Annotated in this window: 24 protein-coding genes; 6 read left to right on the forward strand and 18 right to left on the reverse strand. The window is 54.8% G+C overall.

Features of this window, described 5'->3' with window-relative positions; genetic code table 11:
- The first annotated feature begins 175 nt into the window (after window positions 1–175).
- Entirely contained in the window at window positions 176–469 is a 294-nt protein-coding gene (locus QGM61_RS02540; protein ID WP_281131766.1) for a hypothetical protein, read from the forward strand.
- Between the two features lie 40 nt (window positions 470–509).
- Here QGM61_RS02540 and QGM61_RS02545 read toward each other — a convergent pair whose 3' ends face one another.
- From QGM61_RS02545 to pilM, 15 genes are all read right to left on the reverse strand, one after another.
- Window positions 510–932: a hypothetical protein gene (locus QGM61_RS02545; protein WP_281131767.1), complete on the reverse strand. Its 423-nt coding sequence runs from the start codon at window positions 930–932 to the stop codon at window positions 510–512.
- Between the two features lie 58 nt (window positions 933–990).
- Window positions 991–1,851: a prepilin-type N-terminal cleavage/methylation domain-containing protein gene (locus tag QGM61_RS02550; protein ID WP_281131768.1), complete on the reverse strand. Its 861-nt coding sequence runs from the start codon at window positions 1,849–1,851 to the stop codon at window positions 991–993.
- A 1-nt stretch (window position 1,852) separates the two neighbouring features.
- The gene (locus QGM61_RS02555; protein WP_281131770.1) at window positions 1,853–2,434 is read right to left on the reverse strand and encodes a prepilin-type N-terminal cleavage/methylation domain-containing protein; all 582 of its coding nucleotides are present in this window, start codon (window positions 2,432–2,434) and stop codon (window positions 1,853–1,855) included.
- Window positions 2,427–2,996 carry a Tfp pilus assembly protein FimT/FimU gene (locus QGM61_RS02560; RefSeq protein WP_281131772.1) on the reverse strand — a complete coding sequence of 190 codons (570 nt, stop codon included), beginning with the start codon at window positions 2,994–2,996 and terminating at the stop codon, window positions 2,427–2,429. Before QGM61_RS02560 ends, QGM61_RS02555 begins: the two co-directional genes overlap by 8 nt.
- A gap of 110 nt (window positions 2,997–3,106) precedes the next feature.
- Complete coding sequence (locus tag QGM61_RS02565) at window positions 3,107–3,829, reverse strand: type II secretion system protein (RefSeq protein ID WP_281131773.1); 723 nt, start codon at window positions 3,827–3,829, stop codon at window positions 3,107–3,109.
- 352 nt (window positions 3,830–4,181) lie between these two features.
- Entirely contained in the window at window positions 4,182–4,802 is a 621-nt protein-coding gene (locus QGM61_RS02570) for a type II secretion system protein (RefSeq protein WP_281131775.1), read from the reverse strand.
- A 139-nt stretch (window positions 4,803–4,941) separates the two neighbouring features.
- Window positions 4,942–6,258 carry a type II secretion system F family protein gene (locus QGM61_RS02575; protein ID WP_281131776.1) on the reverse strand — a complete coding sequence of 439 codons (1,317 nt, stop codon included), beginning with the start codon at window positions 6,256–6,258 and terminating at the stop codon, window positions 4,942–4,944.
- Window positions 6,259–6,260: 2 nt separating this feature from the next.
- On the reverse strand, window positions 6,261–8,075 hold the full coding sequence (locus QGM61_RS02580; RefSeq protein ID WP_281131777.1) for a GspE/PulE family protein: 1,815 nt from the start codon (window positions 8,073–8,075) through the stop codon (window positions 6,261–6,263).
- Between the two features lie 22 nt (window positions 8,076–8,097).
- Window positions 8,098–9,402 carry a tetratricopeptide repeat protein gene (locus QGM61_RS02585; protein ID WP_281131779.1) on the reverse strand — a complete coding sequence of 435 codons (1,305 nt, stop codon included), beginning with the start codon at window positions 9,400–9,402 and terminating at the stop codon, window positions 8,098–8,100.
- A 6-nt stretch (window positions 9,403–9,408) separates the two neighbouring features.
- Entirely contained in the window at window positions 9,409–10,329 is a 921-nt protein-coding gene (locus QGM61_RS02590; RefSeq protein ID WP_281131780.1) for an ExeA family protein, read from the reverse strand.
- A gap of 19 nt (window positions 10,330–10,348) precedes the next feature.
- A complete protein-coding gene (locus QGM61_RS02595; protein ID WP_281131781.1) occupies window positions 10,349–12,085 on the reverse strand; it encodes a secretin N-terminal domain-containing protein in 1,737 nt (578 codons plus the stop codon).
- A 140-nt stretch (window positions 12,086–12,225) separates the two neighbouring features.
- Complete coding sequence (locus tag QGM61_RS02600) at window positions 12,226–12,630, reverse strand: hypothetical protein (protein WP_281131782.1); 405 nt, start codon at window positions 12,628–12,630, stop codon at window positions 12,226–12,228.
- Complete coding sequence (gspM, locus tag QGM61_RS02605; protein WP_281131783.1) at window positions 12,623–13,315, reverse strand: type II secretion system protein GspM; 693 nt, start codon at window positions 13,313–13,315, stop codon at window positions 12,623–12,625. The genes QGM61_RS02600 and gspM overlap by 8 nt, the downstream gene beginning before the upstream one ends.
- Entirely contained in the window at window positions 13,312–13,917 is a 606-nt protein-coding gene (locus tag QGM61_RS02610) for a PilN domain-containing protein (RefSeq protein ID WP_281131784.1), read from the reverse strand. The genes gspM and QGM61_RS02610 overlap by 4 nt, the downstream gene beginning before the upstream one ends.
- Before the next feature lie 3 nt (window positions 13,918–13,920).
- Window positions 13,921–14,859 (reverse strand): type IV pilus biogenesis protein PilM, encoded by a 939-nt coding sequence (gene pilM / locus QGM61_RS02615; protein WP_281131785.1) that lies wholly within the window; start codon window positions 14,857–14,859, stop codon window positions 13,921–13,923.
- A gap of 158 nt (window positions 14,860–15,017) precedes the next feature.
- Between pilM and QGM61_RS02620 the strand changes: the two genes are divergently transcribed.
- Window positions 15,018–15,494: a tRNA (cytidine(34)-2'-O)-methyltransferase gene (locus QGM61_RS02620; RefSeq protein WP_281131787.1), complete on the forward strand. Its 477-nt coding sequence runs from the start codon at window positions 15,018–15,020 to the stop codon at window positions 15,492–15,494.
- 118 nt (window positions 15,495–15,612) lie between these two features.
- Here QGM61_RS02620 and secB read toward each other — a convergent pair whose 3' ends face one another.
- Window positions 15,613–16,140 (reverse strand): protein-export chaperone SecB, encoded by a 528-nt coding sequence (secB, locus tag QGM61_RS02625; RefSeq protein ID WP_237132951.1) that lies wholly within the window; start codon window positions 16,138–16,140, stop codon window positions 15,613–15,615.
- A 77-nt stretch (window positions 16,141–16,217) separates the two neighbouring features.
- Window positions 16,218–16,637, reverse strand: coding sequence for a rhodanese-like domain-containing protein (locus tag QGM61_RS02630; RefSeq protein WP_237132950.1), 420 nt, complete (start codon window positions 16,635–16,637; stop codon window positions 16,218–16,220).
- Between the two features lie 139 nt (window positions 16,638–16,776).
- On the opposite strand from QGM61_RS02630, the gene gpmI reads away from it, so the two are divergent.
- Genes gpmI through QGM61_RS02650 form a run of 4 tightly spaced genes read left to right on the forward strand, consistent with a single transcriptional unit; the run spans window position 16,777 to window position 21,997 of the window.
- Entirely contained in the window at window positions 16,777–18,333 is a 1,557-nt protein-coding gene (gene gpmI / locus QGM61_RS02635) for a 2,3-bisphosphoglycerate-independent phosphoglycerate mutase (RefSeq protein ID WP_281131790.1), read from the forward strand.
- A gap of 15 nt (window positions 18,334–18,348) precedes the next feature.
- A complete protein-coding gene (locus tag QGM61_RS02640) occupies window positions 18,349–19,560 on the forward strand; it encodes a murein hydrolase activator EnvC family protein (RefSeq protein ID WP_281131791.1) in 1,212 nt (403 codons plus the stop codon).
- Window positions 19,561–19,586: 26 nt separating this feature from the next.
- Entirely contained in the window at window positions 19,587–20,987 is a 1,401-nt protein-coding gene (locus QGM61_RS02645; protein ID WP_281131792.1) for a S41 family peptidase, read from the forward strand.
- On the forward strand, window positions 20,984–21,997 hold the full coding sequence (locus tag QGM61_RS02650; protein ID WP_281131793.1) for a divergent polysaccharide deacetylase family protein: 1,014 nt from the start codon (window positions 20,984–20,986) through the stop codon (window positions 21,995–21,997). Before QGM61_RS02645 ends, QGM61_RS02650 begins: the two co-directional genes overlap by 4 nt.
- On the opposite strand, the gene hisF is transcribed toward QGM61_RS02650, so the two are convergent.
- Window positions 21,992–22,765 (reverse strand): imidazole glycerol phosphate synthase subunit HisF, encoded by a 774-nt coding sequence (hisF, locus tag QGM61_RS02655; protein WP_281131794.1) that lies wholly within the window; start codon window positions 22,763–22,765, stop codon window positions 21,992–21,994. The genes QGM61_RS02650 and hisF overlap by 6 nt on opposite strands.
- Window positions 22,766–22,772: the final 7 nt, after the last annotated feature.

The following is a 22,772-nucleotide window of genomic DNA, read 5'->3' on the forward strand; positions in this document are numbered from 1 at the left end:
ATTATTATCAACTTACACATTCTATCTAATATGGCGGCTTAATTCAGATCTGTCGTATCTTTCGGCCCACAAAAATGCCCCAATTTGTCCCACTCTAGCCGCACGAGTCGTTGCATAATAGACCGGCTGGCCACAAAATTGATTTACAAAATCCTCAACGGCTGCGGAGACGACCATGGACCTGGAATACAAAGTCATTCAATCGACCGTTCCCTACTTTGCCAAACCCGCCAATCTGAAAAAGACCCTGCACGAAGAAGCTCAGGCGGGCTGGCAACTCGTTGAGAAGTTCGACAACTTCAAAATCCGCCTGCAACGCGACATCGCGCAGCGCGACAGTGACCACACCCGGCAAATTGACCCATATCGCTGTCATGTAGGCCCCAGCAATATTGTGACTTACAGCATCACAGCGGTGCTGACCATTCTGGTAGTGCTGGCCATCTTTGTTGCAGTAGGCGCAATATAGGCGGCCGGCTGTTGACCGCAATCATCGCACCAGAGCCAGCCTAATTGGCGTCAAAACTGGTGCGAACACGCACTGAACGTGATACATCGCCACAACTACCAACACTGGTGATCGTAAAGTAGTCTACGCCATCGACAGTTGCGTCGGTCACACAACTGACGGCAGCGCTGCACCCAGAAAGCCCCTCTGACATAAAATCATACTCACGGGGGCTCCCCGCATTTTCTGGACATATAGCTGTAGTGTTGTAATTGGGAAATTCATTTGGGGGAAAGAGTGCATTCATGGCGAAACCAGCCCCTGATTCTGCAGCATAAAACGCGCGAGTGAGCTGAGTTTCTTCCTGAAAAGTCTCTGCGTTCTGCGACACCAGCAGATTAACGCCGACCGCGATCGCGGCCATCAGCGTAATCACGAAAATTGCTGCGGGCAGCCCCACACCACGCTGGTACCGGAATCTCAACGAATGCGCTCCCGGGCTGGGTACCGTCGTTCGCAAACCAGCAGTAGTCTTTCTGAGGTCAGGGCACATTTCGCAACAATACCTCATGTTTAAGCCTCACTTCGTCACCTGAGTCTGTGAAATTCAGATCCATGGCAATAATGGCGTTCCGGCGCAGGGTGGCCGGCAGTATTTCAAATGCCGTCAGGGTATTATTGTCGATGTTCAGACTAATCAAGGTGCGATTGGGTGCAGTCGCTGGCAGGCAGGAAGCAGTGTCAGGCGTACACTGAGTCGATTGAAAGCCATATTGCTCGTAACGGAACAACTGTCCGTTTTCCACACAAAAACTGACTGGTTGATCGGCGACATAAAGACGCTCCACCGGAGAGCGTCGTGAAAACCGGTGGGTAGAATCCAGCCTCACAGTGACAAGTCCATCACTGCCACCGGTATCCTCTATTTCATCAATGAGCGCACGCGGGCCAGGCGAACCCCCATCATAAAGATCCTGGGTATCGATCGGGTAAATAACCGCATACTGCCCGGCGGGCGAGGCCAATGTTAGTACGGGATTGAAGTCAATCGCCTCGAAATCGGTACCACCGCTCCCGGTGAACGGTGCGTCGCGGTAATTTGAGGCTCCGGTAAACGGTATAAACTCGAGACACTGATCGCCGCTACTCTGGGCGGTTGAGACTCGGATGCTATTGGGCACAGCGTTGTGAAGCTCCATGGCAAGGCGATCTACTACATTACGCCCGGAACTTGCCAGCTTGTTGCGATTACCCGAGGCCGCAAACCCTTCGATGGCATCGCCGATATAGCCTACGATGCCGATTGCCAGTATTGAGGAGACCAGCAGCGTAATCACGATTTCAATAATCGTGAACCCGCGCTGGCCATTGACTGGCAACATTTCAGGCAAATGAGTGTTCATATCAAAAGTTCGCCTTGTATACGCCAAATTCCCAGCCATCAGGCCGCTCAACGTGACTGACAGTAACTTTGATGAACTTGGCGTCCTGCGCGTCAGTCAGATCATTAGGCGCACTGGCGAGATTCTCTTCTGCGCCACCACTCCCGAGCTCGAGATATCGCACGGATACTCGTACGCGGAAATTTTCATATCCCGTCCTTGTGTTTCCCTCCGCGTCCTGCAGCGGGTTTGCCTGCTCATACCCCTCGTCCAGCCCGTCATAGTCATCCACATCATCGAAGTCCTGACGATCAGACTCACCTCCGTCGGGTCCAAAATTGACTTCGTCCGTACAGTTGCTTCGGCAAGGAGGAATACCTCTTGGCGGGGTATTTTCGTCGAACCGCCGCGAAAGAATTTCGTCCAGGTAGCTCTGTGCCAGCGCCAGCGCCCGTGCTTCCAACAACACATCTGAGCTTCGTGACACCGCTGACGAGATCGCTGTTGTGACGCCAATAAGAGAGATACCAAGTATCACAATGACTGCGATAAGCTCGATTAAAGTAACCCCTTGCTGGCGACTGAATACTGGATGACTAGTCAACGCAAGCCCCCTCATAGGCGTACCCGGAAGCAGACCAGCAGACGGACATCTCTGTAACACCATCTATACACAGACGTGCGCCTGATGTGATAGCTGCGGGGTAACCAGTTGCGTCGGTTACTCCGCCCCTCAGCAGGTCGCCCAGCTGGTCGAACTCCAATACCAGATCGTTGCTGGTCGTCACCGCATCTGCAGCGGGCGTCCCAGAGCAGCTATCGAGTTCATTCACATCCGCCCCCAGACTGACACCCCTTAAATCCAACGTCGCTCGTTGAATGACGGCGTTGTCATCTTCTATCTGGATTTCGAGGTTATTGCCAGCAGGGCTGAGGGTCAGCACCACGTCGGATCGCCCAATGGCTCGTTGTTGTGCGGACCGTGACAGGGAAATAACCTGGTCACGAACGATAATGGCGTTATAGGTATCAGATCGCAGGATTCGCGACATGGCCAGTGCTGCGATAATGCCAACAAACGCGATGGCAATGACAACCTCAATAATAGTGAAGCCCGCCAGTTTGACGGACAGAGTTCGGCCCTTGTAATCATCGCTGAGACTCATGGCTGGTTCCCGCAACAATCGGATTTGCGACTGAGCTAATACTACAGAAAAAAACAAGGCCGCAGGTTAATAACCAACGGCCTTGCATTGATCGAACGTTGTTCCGTTTATTACAGGACGGTCTGTACTACGGAACCTGCTTCAAATCGGGCTGCAGTTGCAGTACCGGTTGTTGCGTTCGGGAAGTACACGATGGCAGGTACTGCATCGTCTACTGTGCTGCGTCGGTTGGCATCGGCCACATAGGCGTAGACACAGAATTCATCAGCAGCGGCCAGTGAGTTGGCAGCGAGATCACCAATGCTGGTTACGCCTTCAACCTGCTTGGCGACAAAACCCTGGCTGATGCCGAAGAAATCACTGTTAGTGGCTGATTCAGCTGTAGAAGCAGTCGGCGACTCTGGAACATCCGTATCGGCCGTTGTCAGGGCTGAACCAGAAACCGGTGCGCGACCGGCCTGCAACAGACCATTGTAAATTTCTACACACTGCGCTTCTGAGTTGGCAGCAGTGGCGTCGAACAGACCAGTGCTGCTGTTGCTTACGCCAATCGGGTAGCCCGCTGTACCGATAACCAGACCACCGAATTCAGTAGAGCTCAGTACAGTGCCAGCCGCTGGCTGCTGCTGCGCGATCCACTGGGCACGATAAAGAGCTACGCCAGTTTGCAGTGCAGATGCAGTGCCATCGACGACCGCATCATGTGCTTCTTCAGTTACATCCAGGAAGCGTGGCAGAGCCGTTGCCGCCAGAATACCCAGCAACAGAATGACCACTACCAGTTCGATAATGGTGAAACCTTGCTGTTGTTTAGCTTTCAGTTGGACTTTCATCTCTCATCACTCCTCAATTGCGGGTCTGGTGTTGGCTGTCGCCTCGTCATTCCCTATACCAGCATTAAAATGTCATTTGCCTGATTTTCTGTCTTTCGATTTTATATTTGATCGCCTGTTGCAGTGCTACGTTTTTTTACATGTGCTAAGCACCGCGTCTGTTAGCCTTTCAAGTCAATCACTTATAACAGTCATTACTGTAACTAGCTTGAGAATCATCGTATCAGCGCTTGTGACACCCGGCTAGGTGCCAGGCCTGTAAGCTTCCCCAATTTTTCCTTTTTTACCCCTTTTTGTCCCGTATTACGGCTTGTCAGCCCCTGATTTGCATGAATATCAGGAATTTTTACCCTTACTGTCCCGAAGCGATAACGCTTTGTTGTGGCTCCGGCACGTTAAGAGGTACTGACTGCCACTCGTAAGGTTGTACTGGAGCCAGCACCAATCCTTCCCATGACCCGGTACCCGAATACCTGTTACTGACCCTGAATCCCAATCGCTCAGTAGCGATACGCTGCCCGTCATTGAGCAAATACAGGTTTTCGGAATTCTCGGCCAGGTACACCAGCTCGCCTCTTACCGGATCAAAAAACCAGATACGCCGGGGCAATTGCGCAATATCCGCCCCACTTAACGCACCAACGTAGTTGCCTGGCGTCGTCAACATCAACTCCATGGGATTCATGCCATCGAGCTGGCGGGCATTATCCCAGCCACCGGAGGCGATGATTTGCATCATCTGCAAATTGATCGCCGCATTCAGTTGTGCCTGTATCGCCAGAAAGTTGGCCCGCTCCGCCTCGCCAGGAAAGTCCTGGTATCGGTTAAAGGCGGCAGCAAACAATATGGATGCCGCCAGAATGTAGACCATCAACTCAAACAGACTGAAACCGGCGCTGCGTGATCTGATCGGCCTTTCAGACAATCTGGAGTAACTCATTCGATGCTCGATCTGCAAACCCTCGGTTGGCATAACTGCTTATCCTGGGTGCCAGAGTAGCAGTGTAGTTTTATTCAAGCCAGCCGATACGGTCGATTGCGTCCCCAAATGCGCCTGTCGACAGGCATAATTGTCCCGGAATTTTCCCAGCTCTTGCTGCGACGAGTCGGCATCAATTACGTGCTGCCGCGCTTAGATCCCATATGGGCAGGAATACCCCCAATGCCAAAATAAGGACCATGCCGGCGATTACCATGATTAGAACTGGTTCTATCGCCTCTCCCATTCGCTTTAGTTCGTACTGAACCTCTGCGTCGTAGAATTCAGCGACGTCCTCCATCAACTGGTCAATCGTGCCACTTTCCTCACCTACCGCGATCATTTGCAGAACCAGCGGTGAAAACATTCCGGCATTCACAGCTGTGTTGTACAGGGTTTCGCCCCGCGATATGCCCTCGCGCATCTTAATGACACGCTTGGCAATAAATCGATTACCTACAGTGCTGGCCACGATCCCCATGCCGTGCACGATGGGGACACCGGCCTTCAGGATCATTGAGAAGGTCCGGGCAAACCGCGCCAAAGCTACTTTTTCAATTACGCCGCCAGCCAAAGGAAGGAAGCGCTTTTTCTCATCCCACGCAAGCCCTCCTTTGTCAGAGCGGGCCCAGGCCTTGAAAGTAAGGATAAGCGTCGCACCACCACCCAGCAGAAACGGCCACCAATTGACAACAAAGTCCGATATCCCGATTAATAGGCGAGTTTCGAAAGGCAATTCAGCGCCCAGACGGGCAAACGTATCTGCAAATGCGGGAATAACAAAGTAGGTAATGACACCCAGTGCTACGGCGATCGTAACCAGCACGAATGACGGATAGCGCGTTGCACTTTTGACCTGCTTACGCGTGTTTTTTTCCAGCTCCAGATAACGCACGATCTGTTCAAACGCCATATCCAGCCGTCCTGTATTTTCCCCCACATCAACCAGCGATATGAACAGCGTAGAAAATATCTTGGGGTGGTGCCCCAGTGCCGTAGACAGCGTCTGGCCAGACTCCAGACTTTGCTGGATCTGTTTCAAGACTGCCTGGAATGAGGGATTCTTGTTTGACGCCTGTAAACCTTTTAGTGCCCTGTCCAACGGCATGCCTGCTTTGGTCAGGCTTTGCATCTGACGGGCGAAGATAATCTGATCATCAAGTGTTATCTTGCGTTTTTTCAAGGCAGCGTTAAGCGCCTGAAAAGCGTCTGCGTTGAAATCAACCCGACCGGGTTTGCTCCCTGCTGCTGTTCTGGAACGCGCTTGTGTTTTTTTCGCCACAGAATCGCGATCTGAATCAGGAGTCCGTCCCCGCGCCGCCTTTATGTCAATAGGCGTATACCCCAACCCAAGCAGCTCACTGGCAGCGGCATCCAGATTGACCGCCTCCAGATTACCGGAAATCAAGGCACCCTTGTTGTTGCGAGCTTTGTACTGAAAGTAGGCCATACTCAGCTGCCTTCATCCCAGGCAATGGTATGATCGTCATGAGCCTGTTCTTTGTGTTCGGTATCCGCGTGTGCCGATTCCTCCGTCGGCTCGCTCTGCATCCAGTCGCCACTTTCATCGATCTGCTCTGCGACACGATAAACCTCATCCAGACTGGTCATGCCACGCAGCGCGTCCATCATGGCGCTGACCACCAGGGGGCGGTAGCCCTTGCTACGCCTGGCCGCTTTCACGAAAGCTGACGAGTCGGAGCGTCGCAGCGCATCGGCCATTTCGTCATTCAGCACCAGCAATTCAAACACCCCGATGCGGCCGCGGTATCCGGTATTATTGCAGCGATGACAGCCGCTGGCCTGCTTTAGCGACACATGGGCTGGAGCTCGCTCACCCATGGTGTGTTGTATCCAGGCCATTTCGCGCGCGTCAGGCGTGTAATCAACATAGCAGTTGTCGCAGAGCTTGCGCACCAGTCGCTGTGCCATCACAGCACGGATTGCTGTGGCAGCCAAAAACCCTTCGGCCCCCATATCCACCAAACGCATCGCACTGGAGACTGCATCATTGGTATGCAACGTTGACAAGACCAAGTGACCGGTCATCGCGGCCCGCAATGCAATTTCAGCGGTTTCCTGGTCGCGGATCTCACCAACCAGCAGGATGTCCGGGTCCTGACGCAATGCCGCTCGCAGCACACGAGCAAAGCTCAAACCAATTTTGGGATTGATCTGCACCTGGTTGACGCGATGAAGCCGGTACTCCACCGGGTCTTCGACGGTGATTATTTTTTTGCCCGCGTCGTTCAGCTCCTGCAGGGCCCCGTAGAGAGTTGTAGTCTTACCTGAACCGGTTGGACCAGTGACAAGAATCAGCCCATGAGGCATGTGGATGAGCCGTCTGAACTGCTCCAGCATTTCAGCCGCCATACCAACTTGATCAAGGTCCGCGGCGCCATCTGTCTGATCAAGCAGACGCATTACCACAGATTCACCGTATTCGACGGGCATGGTTGACAATCGTACGTCAATCTTGCGCTCTTTTACCTTCAGGCTAAAGCGACCGTCCTGCGGCAATCGTTTCTCGGAAATATCCAGCCCGGACATAAGTTTCAGGCGCAACACCAGCGCAGGTGCAATGCGACGTTCCTTCACGATCTGCTCCTGGAGCACGCCGTCAATGCGCTGCCTTATCCGGAGCACAGTTTCATCTGGTTCGATGTGAATATCAGAAGCGCGAATCTGCACGGCATCCTGAAACAGCGACTGCAGCAATTTAACGACCGGCGCATCGCTATCGTCTTCGGCAGGTGTGAGCGATGCCAGATCGAACTGTCCATCGGTCAGTTCCTCGTCCAGCTCCTCGGCAAACCCGGCAATCTCGTCAGTTCGGCGATAAACCATGTCCAAGGTCGCCAGTAGCTCACTTTCTCGAACCACAGCTGCCTCAATGGGCTGTTGCAGCAATCGCTCCAGGGCATCCATGGCATAGATATCGGTGGGATCAGCCATGCCGACCAGTAACAAGCCACCTTTTTCAGACAAGGCAATGGCGCGGAAGCGGCGTGCGTGGGTTTCCGAAAGCCGCTGCACCACCGTCGAGTCAAACTTGTAACGGCGCAGATCGACAAATGGAACGCCAAGCTGTTCCGATAGAAATTCGAGAAACCTGTCTTCCTGGACAAAACCCAGGTTGATCAGGGTACGACCCAGCCGCAGGCCGGTTGTTTTTTGTTTGGAGAGCGCTTGTTGCAACTGCTCTTCGGTGATGACACCGTTCTTGACCAGCAGGTCACCGATTCTGATTTTCTGTCTAACGGCCATAAGTTAGTCCGTTGCCTTCTATTTACTGAGCTGCTCTGATCAAGGCAAGCCGTTCCCGGCTTTGCTCACGTAGCGCGGGCGGCAAATCTTCACGCCGGGCCGCCTGCTGGTATGCATCAGCGGCTTCGGGGCGCCGACCGATGGTGTCCAGAGCAACCGCCAGACCGTACCACCAACGCCCTACCGCATCATTCTGGCTCAATAGTGCCTGATAGGTGTTTATCGCCTCGCGAAAATTCTGGCTGGCAAGCAGCGCGGTGGCCAGCATGTCGTGGTACTCAATATCGGCACTCAAGGCTGGTGGGCGCTGCGAAAGTACATCAGCCGCCTCCTGGGTCTGACCCGAATCAACCAGCAAACGTGCCTTGATTTTTTTGTATGCCGCCTGATTGGGCGAAATTCGCAACCCCAGCTCCACCGCCTGCAAGGCACGCTCTGGCTCACCCTGCTGAATCAACAGCTTTGCAAGTAATTCTCGTGACAGGTGTGCCTCCGGCTCCCTGTAGATAAAGCTGTCCAGTGTTTGCAACGCAGCCATCCTTTGTCCATCTGCCCACTGCTCCAAGGCCATCTGTACCTCGCGACGATCACGCTCGCTCAGCGACAGAGGACGTTGCTCGCGCACAATTCCCTGTGTCTGGCTGGACGGCGGCGACACGCCTTCTGAAGGCTGACTGGAGGGCGCCAGTATGGCAGATGTCGCATCTGAAACCATTGCAGAGCTTATCTGTGTTTCTTGTGTGCCTGTGGGGCCTGCCTGGGATAGTTGCGTCTGGGTCTGTTGCTGACTTTGACTTTGCGCATCTGTTTCCCAGTTGCGTGGTTGCCAGTCGCCGGGTGCTTGCGCGGGCGCCATGCTCGTCGCGACGCCAGGCACGCTTTCAACTGTCGAGGGACTTTGCATTGTGTTCCCGGAGGAAGACGGGCCCGGCTCCGGGCTTGCCTGCTGACTGGCGAGAGCCTGGTTCTGGCGCTCCAGATCCTGGAGGCGCCGCTCCAGTTCGCGGATCATTTCAGCCTCTGCATCGGAATCGGCAATTTGTGTCGCTGAAGATCCATCAGATTCGACGGTATTGGTTGCCATCGGCACCGGCGCAAGAGTTCTTTGCTCCAGTCCCGAGTCACGCAAAAACCAGTAGGCCGTCACCAGTGTTGCCAGCAACATAACTGCAAGCACAATCAACCAGGGCTGCAACTTTTGGCGCTTTGCACTGCGATAGGCCGCGCTCGGAGACGCGGGTACCAGCTTTTCAGGCCCAGCGCCATGACTGGGCGCATCACGGCGACGCGCGTCCAGGTCTCTCAGCATGTCATTGATCAGACTCATGACAAATTACCGTAAATAGTAATTAAGCATATAAATCGCCAGGGCAACGGCCATCACCGCCATAACCGCACTGATGCGTCGCAGATAACTGGGCGCCGGCGGCGGCAGTTCCACGCCCTCTGTATCAGCAATAGCACGTTGCATGTGGTCGCGCTCGATGCTGCGATCACCGCGCCCGAATGCGACCATCAGAGCCTTGTGACAGAGAATATTGATCAAGCGGGGGATTCCCCTCGACGCGGACGTCAAGTCATCCAGCGCTTTGGAAGTGAAGACGGCAGGTCCGTTGTACCCGGCCTTGGCCATTCTATGCGACACATATCGCTCGACCCCATCCCGGTCCAGACACTCCAGGCGATATGCAAAGGTGATGCGCTGCAGGAGTTGTCGCAGTGACTTGTCGCGAAGCATATCGTCCAGCTCAGGCTGTGCGAACAAAATCACCTGGAATAATTTGGTCTTCTCGGTTTCTATGTTGGTCAACAGTCGGAGTGCTTCGAGTGTTTTTTGAGGCATCGCATGTGCCTCGTCAATAAACAGTATGACCTGCCGCCCCTCCAGAGATAGCTCCATCAGGACGCGGGATATTTTTTTCAGCAGACTGTGGTGACCGATATCATTGTCGACTTCGATGCCCAGCTCCTCAGCGAAGGCCAGAAACAGCCCCTTGGGGCTCAGCACCGGGTTGGCGATATACGCAGTGACGTAACGCTGCTCATCCTCTTCCAGCGTATTGAGCACTTTGCGGCACAGCATTGTCTTGCCCGTACCAACCTCGCCAACTACCTTGATAAACCCTTCCCGGTTGGCGATTGCGACCATCAGCATATTGAAGGTCTCGTGATAACTCGCCATGTTCAGGAAGAACTCGGTATTGGGCGTCAACGAGAACGGTGATTCCTGCAGGCCGAAATGTTCCAGATACATGGCGCCTACCAACTCTTGGCTATTGATTCGCGAATGGGTTGATATCTTGCCCTAATGCGCGCAGCCTGTCACTGCGCTCGCGAATCAGCCGCTGTTCCGACTGTGGATTAGCGACAATGGGGCGCAAGAGAATGATGAACTCGCTTTTTACAGTCGTTCGTCGACGCTGATCAAACGCTGCCCCAACAACAGGAATGTCGTTAAGTACCGGCACCCCAGCCGAGGTGTCTATGCTGCGTTCATAGGCAAGCCCGCCAAGAACCACAATGCGTCCATCCCTTGCCCGAATAATGCTGTCGAGTTCGCGCACAGCAGTGCGCGCGAGGGGTACCTGCTGACCATCCACAGATTTATTCTGTTCAGTCACAGTGGTAATGATTGGATGAACGTGCAGCGTAATCTCGCCATCAGCACTGATCTGCGGCGTAATGTCCATCGAAATCCCGGAAAAGAACTGCTGCAGACTGCTGGACGACGACTCTGTCACCGCGCCACCGCTGCTGACGACGTTAGAGCCAACATTGGTCTGGAAAAATTCTTGATCGCCATCCTGGAATACTGCTTTTTGATTGTTGAGCACCTTCAGACTGGGGCTGGACAGCACCTGCGTGGTGCCGCGCGACTCAAGTATTCTCAAGACTGCATCGAAATCAGTGAAGTTGGTTGTGATCGTGAGGGGGTTGGAGATACCATCAATATTTGCTGACTCCTCGCCAGCACCGAATCGCCCAGTGACGCGATTATCGCTCCCGCTCGATCCACCGGGGCCGAATGTGTCAAAGTCAATTGCAGACTGAAACCCTTTATTGAGAATAACTTCCAAAAATTGAATCTGGATGGTCACTTCCCGCCCCAATATATCCTGTGCCGTCTCGATGTAGTTAGCAACACGTTCCAGCTCCGGAGGAGTAGCGGTCACCATTATCATTCCAACTTGCGGCTGGACCACCACCGAGCGTCCACTTTCATCTGTAATCGCGCTCGCGCGAGGGGCATTGTTCACCATGCCCGACAACAGGCCGGATCCTATCCCGCTTTGTGAAACGTCCGGGGCCCTGGTTGTAGATGACAGACCGAGCATACCCTCCAGTGTCTGCTGGATATCACTCCAGAAGTCGGTCTCGGTTTGCGTTGTGACCATACCTCCGCCGCTGCCGCCTCCGCCGCTACCGACTCCGCCTCCGCCGCCGCCGCCCAAACCGGCACCACCGAAACCACCTCCTGCGACACCGCCGCCGCCAAAGCCACCGCCAAACCCGCCTCCAGCGACACCACCACCGCCAAAGCCACCACCGACGCCGCCACCGCCGCTACCACCGCCGGATCCATTGGATGAAACCTGCGCGCTGGAATTACCACTGCGGCTCACGTTCAAATAATCAATCGTAAATATACGCGTTTCCATGCCTGGCTCTCGAACCTGCCAGGTGTTTCCGTTTCGCGTCACCTGAAATCCGTACGTATCAGCAACCACTTCCATCGCTTCTGCGATTGTCGTATTGGGTATGTTGACAGTTATCTCGCCGGTTACATCCGGGCTAATTGTCACACCATAGTTAGTGCCTGCGACCAGACCGTTAAAGAAGTCGCGCGCCTGTTCATTGTTGGCGACGATATTGAATCGCTCTTCGACGGTGACCAGAGCATCGTCGTTGAGCGACAAGCGGGGCATCAGACTTCTGACGACATCCGCGTCGGGCGGCGGTGCCAGATCTTCGTCGTAACCGAATTCAGCCTCACTCAACACATTTTGCATTGAGCCCAGAACCTCTGTACTGGGCCGATTAGTAACCGCCGAATTGTTGCACCCGCCAATCAGGGCAATTGCCAACGGAGCAAAAATGATTCGCAACCAAGACTGGCTTTTGGCGGTCATTTGTCTGCTAAAAACCACTATCATTCAATCGGCTCCCTGATTGAGCGTGTGAAGGCTGTTAGCACATAATCTCTGCCCGCGGCTGACAACACAACTTCTCCATTTCGAATATCCACTATCTCGGCGCCATCAACATTATCACCTATAGTCAGTTGGCGATCATTGATGACGGCAACAGGCCTGCTTCCGCCGGTTCGGACGAAACTAACCACGTAGTTGGTGTTGTTAATGGCAATCTCAGGTCCACCGACATCCAGCACTTCTGCAGCCTGCATGGTCAGTACAATTGGCAGCGGCTGAGTGGGATCGCGAAAAACTTCGCCATCGATAGTAAGCGTTTGGGCAGCAAGACCACTACTGACTGCCAATGTCGCGAAAGTCGCCAACAGCTCACGCGTACCTGTCAAGTTGCGGGGTTTAAACACCAACAAAACCCTCCTCGGCGCTCAGTGTGTGTAGCTGCAGAGTCACTCGGGCGTTTGGCCAGGCGGTCTGTTCGAAATGTAACTCGTCCCAGAAAAACCGTTCCGAGAATGCTTCGACGCTACGCAAGTAACTGATCAAGCTCAAATAGTCGCCTTCCAGCTCCAATCGCAAAACATGTTTGTATACCTGAAGACGATCAGTGTCTTGTGGTGCCGCGCTATTGTCGGGCTGAGCGGCCTGAGCCAGATTTTCACGCATCGGAATGGGCATCTGGTTCTCCACTCTGATCAGCTCCAGCCCCTCCCGACTCTCAAGCATTGAGGTCAGCAACCTCGTCATCGACTGGGGTGTCACCAGATTACCTGCCAGGCTTTCAATTTGCTGCTGCAGCCTTTGCTGGCTCTCCATAGCACGTTCGATGCGGACTCTCACAGCTTCGTTGGGATCTTCATCACCCATGATCACCGCTGTGCGCTCCCGCTGCTGCATTGTAGCCAGACGGCCTTCGGTTGCCATCAACTGCCGGGCAGCTTCTTCACGTGCAGTGCTTAATGGCTCGAACACTAAAATCAGGTACAGCCATGAAATCACGGCAATACCGAGTACCGCGAGTATGGTCTTTTCTGCCGCGGGCCGGCGATCAAACGAGTCGCCAGCAATCTGCATTCGTCGTTTCAGACTCATTCGCCCGCCTCCAGCGTAAATTCGTAGAGGGACTGTTGATTCGCATCCCGCGCACTTACCAGCCGATTGAATCGACGGGTACTGATTGCGCTGTTACCTCCACTCAGACGACCCACGAAATCTGGCAGCATGGCTGGCTCCTGGGCAACACCGCGAATCATGACTCGGTCAGCATTACCTACAATGCGTATTTCCTGGAGCCAGAGACCAGTGAAGGACGCCCGTGAGAGATCCTTGAGATGCTGCGAATATCCCACCAGGTTTCCCAAAGTCGTGCCCTGCATAAAGTCGTAGAGCTCACGCGCCTGCTGCACTCTCAACTCCCTGGTATCCATTTCACGGACCAGCGCCTGATCCGTCGCACGGGCAGCGACTTCATTCTCGAGCCTTTCAGTGCGGGCGGTCTGCTCCTGTAGTGCCTGTTCTACGTCGACCAGGCGGTTTTGGTCCAATGTGGTTTGCCACCACTGAACGATGGACATCAGCAAAGCCAGACCCAGCAGCACTGACAAAACCAGAACAGTCCGCGAAGCCGTCACCAGATCACGTCTGGGCCTCAGCTCCGGCAAGTACAAATTGATCTGTTGGTTTATGCTGGTCATGTGTCAGGCATTTCCCACGCTATCTGTTCTCAGTGCAGCACCTATTGCCATCATGCAAGCGCCTTTGGTTTCCGCCGTAATTTCCTGCGGCGCCTCGATATCGTTGTAAAAATCCAGCATACCAACCGGAGATGCCAGCGCATCCGCCAGCGAACTCATCATTGACTCGGTATCCTTCTGCCGCGGCGCTATCATGATCTGCGTGATAGGGCTCTGCCCCATCTGGCTCTCAAAGTAGTCGAGCGATCGCTGAATTTCCAGGGCAAGCCGGTCCCTGACCATCTCCCAGTCGGACTCAAGCAGAGCATCGGGCCCAACCTGCGTATTGATTTTGCGCGTCAGATACAACTCACCATTGCGTGTCACATTCATCATGCTGCCACTGGCCTTGAGCGCAATAAACGCCAGACCGTTACTGTCATCCCCGAACTGACTGGTTACGTTGCGCATCGCCATTTCTGGTATGTCGATACTGCTCAGGGATAAACCACTGCGCTCGATCACCTCAATGGACTGCTCAAGCTTTGGGCGATTGGCGGCAACAGCGTAAATCATCTGCTTACGCGCCTGAAACGCATCCTCCGGCAGAGGAAACACATCGATAATTGCCTCTTCGACCGGCATGTCCAGCAGATCCTTGATTTTCCAGCGCACAGCAGCAGCCACCTCGGCGGCTTCGACCTGGGGCATGTCCACCAGGTAGACACTGTAGTCGTTTGGCGCCAGCACCAGATTGGTGTCGGCTCGCTCCAGCCCCTGCTCGTCGACAAGCTGAGCCAGGCCATCACGCAGGTTCTGCTGCTCCAGTTGATGCTGAACACAATGCTCCAGAACGACCTCATCGCGTCGGCGAGAGATATGCGCAAGCGATATGCGTCGCTCATTAATCGACAAGCCTACCAGGCCGTCGACGCGATTTTTTCGTCCTAACCACTGCAACAATGTCGCAACCTCAAGTGACCATTCACACAATGCCCGACTACTATGACGGCCAATTTAATAATATGTTGAATTATAAGCGTCAAACTACCAATTTCTATAGTAAAAAGCCCCCTTCAGGGGTATATTTGGGGACGTTTTAACGGCTCAGCGACAAGACATTGTTTCAAATCATCCTGTATCAACCTGAAATCCCTCCCAACACCGGCAATATCATTCGATTAATCGCAAATACCGGTGCGTCGCTACATCTGATCGAGCCACTCGGATTTGACCTGGATGAAAAGAAAGTACGCCGTGCCGGCCTCGATTATCACGAGCTGAGCCAGGTCACACGCTGGTCAGACTGGGCATCATTCGAGCAGCATTTTCAGGCTCATTATCCTGACAACCTGATTTATGGCTTCACCACCAAGGGTAGTCGACACTACCATCAAGCTGCCTTCAACGCAGGAGATGGACTGCTGTTCGGGCCCGAAACCCGCGGATTGCCGCCGGACCTGCTTGACGCACTACCTGCCAGTCAGAAACTGCGCCTGCCGATGCAGGCCAACAGCAGGAGCCTGAACCTGTCCAATACGGTGGCTATTGCTTTGTACGAAGCGCTCAGACAAAAAGACTTCCCAGATTTGTTGTAAATTCTCGCGGTTTCATGACAAAAGTCATGAAAACTCAAGAAATGATGGGAACATGCAGAATGAAGTGGATTTGCCTGCCGATCTCAAGATGATGACCGACAGGCAGTTTCGTTGCTGATCAGCTAGCGGGCTGTTCGCCGCTCTGACCTTGCTGCTGCGCCTTGGACTGCGCATACACTGCATCAAAGTTAACAGGGGCCAGCATGACGGCCGGGAAGCTGCCGCGCGTTACCAGCGCATCAATGGTTTCACGAGCGTATGGGAACAGGATGTTCGGACATACTGTTGCCAGAACGCGCTCCAGATCTGCTTCTGCAAAGCCATTGCAGGTAAATATACCGGCCTGCTGCACTTCCACCAGGAAGGCAATATTGTCGTCCTGCTTGGCTTCGATAGTCAGCTTCAAGACCACGTCGTAAACGCCGTCAGCGATCTTGCTGTTGCTGGTGTTCAGGTTGAAAGTGATCTTTGGAGCCCACTGGCTGCGGAATACTTCCGGCGTCTTGGGGGATTCGAATGATGAATCCTTCAGGTAAATGCGCTGCAGCGCGAACATTGGTCCCTGTTGACCTTCTTGACCAGCCTGCTGTGCTGATTGTGAAGCTGCCTGGCCGTTTCCATTCTGGTTGTTTTCGTTCTCTGCCATGATCTGACTATCTCTCTTGCTGTCTGTTTGTGAAGTACGCTGTTAGCGTAAATTAACTTGTAAAGTAGAGTTTCGTGCTACTTTTTCTGCACGACTGGCAGGTTTTGACCACGCCACTCTGCCATACCACCGCGCAGCCTGACGACCTGATCAAACCCTGCATTCGACAGGATCTTGCAACTGTCGGCGGAATGCTGCCCCAGCTTGCATACAACAATAATGGGACGGGATTTATACTTTTCAAGCTCAGCCAATCGCTCTGAAAGCTTGTTGGCGGGAATATGGATCGAATCGACGATGTGTCCTGCGTCAAATTCCTTTTTATCACGGATATCCAGCATCACACCATCTTTTCTGTTTACCAGCATGACAGCTTCCTGAGTGCCAACCGCGCGCGCATTGGTTTTACTGCGGTGGAACAGGAACGCCACCAACAGCGCCATCCACAATCCTGACAGCATCCAGTGATTGCCCACGAATTCGATAAACTGTGCCATGCCTTCAAGCCCGTTACTCTAATCTACCAAGCCGCGAAGTATACACGGGCCTTATGTCTATTGGTACTTTTGCCTCGGTTCCGCGATAATGGCGAAGTCAACGACCTGCTACAGACTAGAGACCACAAGGACTACAGCAATGACCAACACTACCAGTCGCCCCGCCACCCTGCTGCTTATTCTGGATGGCTGGGGTCATCGGGAGGAAACTGACTCCAACGCCATCGCTGCCGCCAACACCCCTGTCTGGGACTCACTGTGGCAGCACTGCCCTCACACCCTGATCAAGACCTCAGGAATAGATGTTGGTTTGCCCGGCGGCCAGATGGGCAACTCCGAAGTGGGGCACATGAACCTGGGTGCCGGACGGGTGGTGTATCAAAGCCTGACCATGATCGACAAGGACATCGCTGACGGAGGCTTTTACGACAACAAGGCACTGTGCGCTGCCGCCCAGAAAGCCGCCGATTCAGACCGCGCCCTGCACATCATGGGGCTGCTGTCGCCGGGCGGCATCCACTCCCACGAAGACCACATCCTGGCCATGATCAGACTGGCCGAAAAGAAAGGCGTCAAGCGCATCTATCTCCACGCCTTCCTTGATGGGCGTGACATGCCGCCACGCAGCGCCCTGGCATCCATCCAAAAGGCGGATGCAGCCCTGCGCCAAAAGGGCCTGGGCCGCATCGTGTCTGTTGTCGGGCGTTATTTCGCCATGGACCGGGACAAGCGCTGGGACCGTATGATGACCGCCTACAACCTCATCACGGCAGGCCTGGGCCAATTCGTTGCTCCCACTGCCGAACAGGCACTGGCCGATGCCTACGCGCGGGATGAAGACGATGAGTTCGTGCAGGCCACTGCCATCGCTGCCGAGGGAGAAAGCCCGGTAGCAATTGCCGATGGTGACGCAGTGGTGTTCATGAACTTCCGTGCAGACCGGGCCCGTCAGCTGGCGCATGCCCTGGTCAATCCGGACTTTGACGGTTTCGTGCGCAAAGCTCAGCCCACACTCGGCGCCTTTGTCATGCTCACCGAATATGCCGCCGATCTTAACGAATACGCGGCCTGTGCCTATCCCCCGCAGCAGTTGACCAACAGTCTGGGTGAATACCTGGCGAACCAGAATCGCAGCCAGCTGCGGATTGCCGAAACCGAGAAATATGCGCATGTCACTTTCTTTTTCAGCGGCGGGCGCGAGGAGCCCTTCGACGGCGAAGAGCGTATTCTGATCCCTTCGCCGGACGTCGCCACCTATGACCTGAAGCCTGAAATGAGCGCACCGGAGGTGACCGACAAGCTGGTGGAAGCCATTAGCAACAAACAATTCGACGCCATCGTCTGCAACTATGCCAACGGCGACATGGTGGGTCACACGGGCGATTTTGACGCCGCTGTAAAAGCTGTGGAAACACTTGATGAATGCCTGGGCCGCCTGGTAGAAGCAATTCGCGCTACCGACGGACAAATGCTGATCACCGCCGACCATGGCAATGTCGAGCAGATGCTGGACCCGGAGTCAGGCCAGGCACTGACCTCACATACCTCTGGCCCTGTGCCTCTTGTCTATGTGGGTCCGCGCGAGTGGCGCTTCACACAGGAGGGTGCGCTGTCCGACATCGCGCCTACCATGCTCAAGCTGATGGATCTGGATGTTCCGCCAGAAATGACTGGCCACGTGCTGATGGCACCCTGAATCTGGACTGAATTCATGGCAATCGAGTGGGACGCGACAGCGGATCGGCCTGCTGGCTCGGGCTGGCAGCAGCGACCTCTGCGGCTTCCTGACTGTGTTGCCGTCGCAGTCTTTGTGGCCGGCGTGTTTATCGCAACAACGGCGATTGCTCAGGACGGCAATCAGACCCGGCTGATCGAGCTGGACAATGCCATTACGGCCATTGAGCAGTGGGTGTCGGAGACCCGGCAGCAACGATCCGCCGAGGAGCGTGAACTGGATCGTCTTGGCGCCGAGGCAAGAGACCTGTCACAACTGATCGCGCAGAACGAGCAGCAGCTCGCCAGTCTGGATAACCAGTTGCGTACCCTGGAATCACAGCGCCTGGAATTATTGCAGCGCAGCGACGCTCAGCGCCAGCAAATTTCCGAGGCATTGCGCGCCACCTACAAATCAGGCAGCGACAGCCAGCTAAAACTTCTACTGAACCAGCAGGACCCTGCAACCACCCAGCGCATGCTGGTATATTTCGAGCACATAAACCAGGATCGACTCGAGCAGATCAGGCAGTGGCGCGAAACCCTTTCACAGATTGATTTCAACTCGGATGAACTGAGCACTGCTCAGGTGGCCATCGCTCAACAGTCGGAACTGTTAAATACCCGGCAGAGTGCCCTGGCAGAGGCACAGCAGCAACGGCGGGAAATCATCGCCAGCCTGGATTTACAACTGGCTGAACGTGGCGATGAGCTCAGTCAACTACAGCAGGATCGCCAGGAGCTGCAGGAGCTGATCGACGAGATCAATCGCATCGTCGAAGACATCCCGGCGCCTGAAGATCTCATGCCATTCGCAGACTCGCGCGGCAGCATGCCCTGGCCCCTACGGGGTGAGTTGCTGGCGCGCTACGGCGATCGCTACAGTGATGGCAACCTTCAGCGCCAGGGCATCATCATTGCTGCGGAAGCAGGGTCTGCGGTTCGCGCCATTCACCCCGGACGTGTTGTATTTGCCGACTGGCTGCGCGGATCAGGTAATCTGATTGTCGTCGACCACGGCAATGCCTATCTCAGCCTGTACGCGCATCAGCAGTCATTAAACAAACAAAGCGGAGACTGGGTAAACCGCGGAGAACCGGTCGGAACCGCCGGAACGGATGCGGGCATGGGCATGCCTGGCCTGTATTTCGAGATCCGCCGCAACAGTCAGACATTAAATCCGGTCGAATGGCTTGAAACAGTGCGCTAAACTGCTGAGCACTACGAGGAGAGTTCATGAACACACTACATTCCCATGATGCGTCGGCAACTGTCACAGACAGGCGTGCCGCAAGATCTGTTACGCGCTCAGCCGGCTCCGTGCTCGGTGCACTGCTGGGATTGATACTCACCACAGCATCTGTATCCACGTCTGCGCAGCCTGTCATGGACAACCCGGAAGCCGGGCAGCCGACCGCTGACACAAGACCGCTGCCGATCAACGAAGTACGTATGTTTGCCGAGGCGCTGGAGGCCATTCGCAGCGCCTATGTGCAGGACATCGATGACCAGACTCTGATCGAGTACGCCATACGCGGCATGCTGGCTGGCCTCGACCCGCACTCCGCCTACCTGAATGCCAATGATTACGACTCACTGCAGGAAAGCACCGAAGGTCAGTTTGGTGGCCTGGGTATTGAGGTTGGCGAAGAAGATGGATACATCAAGGTGATCACGCCTCTGGACGGCTCACCGGCTGATCGGGCCGGCGTTATGGCCGGAGACCTGATCGTCGAGATCGACGGCCGTCCATTGCGTGAAATGATCGTCAACGACGCCATTGAAATGCTGCGCGGCGAGCCAGGTACGACCATCGACCTGACGCTGATGCGCAATGACGAGTCAGAACCGATTGACCTGACCCTGACACGCGAGGTGATTTCGGTAGAGAGTGTTCGGCACCGGATGCTCGAACCGGGTTATGCCTACCTGCGTATCGCCCAGTTCCGCGTCAATACCGGCGAGGAAGTGGTGAAAGCACTGGAGACCCTGATTGGAAACAATGGTGGCCCATTGAACGGCATGGTACTGGATCTTCGCAATAACCCGGGTGGCGTTCTGGAAGCTTCAGTGGCAGTCGCCGATGCGTTCCTGACTGATGGACAGATCGTTTACACCGAAGGACGCATGAACGAATCAAATGAAACCTATCAGGCCACTGCCAGCGACCCCAGTCAGGGTGTACCTCTGGTAGTGCTGATCAACACCGGTTCCGCCTCGGCAGCCGAAATTGTGGCGGGCGCGCTGCAGGATCAGGGGCGCGCCGTGATCATGGGCACCCGCAGTTTCGGAAAGGGCTCTGTTCAGTCTGTGCTGCCAATCAACAATGAGCGTGCACTCAAGCTGACAACATCGCTGTATTTCACACCCAGTGGACGCTCCATTCAGGCCTTTGGTATCGAACCGGATATCAGCGTTGATGAGGCATTGGTCACACGCAGCCTGGAACGCCGCGGCATCTATTCGGAGCGCGACCTGGAGGGACACCTGCCTGGCGTCAATGAAAACAGTGACCCGGAACCATCCGGCCCGCGCCCGGTGACATCGTCCGAGCAGATTGTGGTCAGCGACTATCAGCTGAATGAGGCGCTCACACTGTTGAAAGGTTGGCACATCATGCAGCGATCACGCCGATGAGCCCATCACCTGGCACGACCCGGCTGCGCGCGCTGCTTGCTCGCGCAGCGCCCTATGCAAACAAGCATGTTCTTATCGCCATCACTCTTCTGGGCCTTTTGATTCTGGTTCTGGAGCCCTCCGCACCAGCCAATCAGGAAAATTCGACGGCAAATCCTGCCCTTCAGGTTGCAGAACTGCAAACAGCTGCAGTGACGGAGGTGTCTGGTGTCACTCAAGATGACACGCCGCTTTCTAGCACCGAGACTGGTGAAGCATTACCTGAGGCCCAGATTGCTGAACCCAAGGAAATTGCTGAACCTAGCGAACCAGCGGCCAGCCCGGCACTCAATGGAGCGGTTCCGCGCCTCGCCATTATTCTGGATGATATCGGCAACAATCTGGAGCTAGGACTACAGGCAGTGAACTTGCCCGGCCCTGTCACGCTGGCCATTCTCCCATTCACCCCACATGCACACGGACTTGCCGAAGCGGGACACCAGGCAGGCAAGGAAATCATGCTGCATGCCCCAATGAGTAATCTTGCCGGTAGCGACCCGGGACCTGGCGCACTGACTGCCCAACAGGACCAGACATCATTGATAGCTGCACTTCGCAGTGCGATTGCTGACATCCCGCACCTCAAGGGCATTAATAATCATACCGGCAGTGAACTGACTGCTGTCACTCAATCGATGCAGTGGGTGATGGAAGAACTGAAATTGCACGATCTGTATTTTGTTGACAGCATGACCAGCGCCCAGAGCGTGGCAGCCACCGTGGCACAATCGAACGGCATTCCGGTGCTTAAGCGCCATGTCTTTCTGGATAATGTTGCCGAGGAGTCGGCGATCGATGCGCAAATGCAGCGTGCTTTAGGCATTGCTGAGCAAAGCGGATTAGCCGTTGCCATCGGCCACCCCTACCCCGCAACTCTCGCCTATCTTGAAGAGAGGCTGCCGCAGCTTCAGGCGTCAGGCAGTGTGCAGCTGGTGCTGGTGTCCACGCTGCTGGACAGCAGCAGACTATAGGCGCATCTCAATGCCATGCTCGGCCATGTATTGTTTGGCCTGCGGGATTGTGTATTCACCAAAGTGGAAGATACTGGCAGCCAATACCGCGTCAGCGCCACCTTCCAGCACACCATCTACCAGATGCTGCAGCTCACCCACACCACCTGATGCGATGACAGGCACATCAACCGCGTCACTGACCGCACGATTCAGGGCCAGGTCGAATCCGATTTTTGTGCCATCACGATCCATACTGGTCAAAAGAATTTCTCCTGCCCCGTAAGATACCATGCGCTTGACCCACTCAATGGCATCCAGGCCGGTTGGTTTGCGTCCACCATGCGTGAATATTTCCCAGCGGTCAGGCTCACCGGCCTCGCTTACTTTCTTGGCATCCACCGCAACCACAATGCACTGAGACCCGAATCGCGCTGCAGCCTCGCGTACAAACTCCGGGTTTACCACAGCGGCGGTATTGATCGACACCTTGTCGGCGCCGGCGTTGAGCATGGTTCTGATATCATCCAGAGTGCGGATGCCACCGCCAACTGTCAGCGGTATAAACACCTGACCAGCTATTGCTTCCACAGTTTGAACGGTTGTTTCGCGCCCTTCACTGGAGGCTGTTATATCAAGAAACGTGATTTCATCCGCCCCTGCATCGCTGTAACGTCGCGATATTTCGACCGGGTCACCTGCATCGCGGATGTCTTCGAATTTTACGCCTTTGACAACCCGTCCCTTGTCACAGTCCAGGCAGGGGATGATTCGTTTTGCTAGTGCCATGCGCCTT

Source organism: Pseudohongiella sp. SYSU M77423, from assembly GCF_029911965.1.
GTDB lineage: Bacteria > Pseudomonadota > Gammaproteobacteria > Pseudomonadales > Pseudohongiellaceae > Pseudohongiella.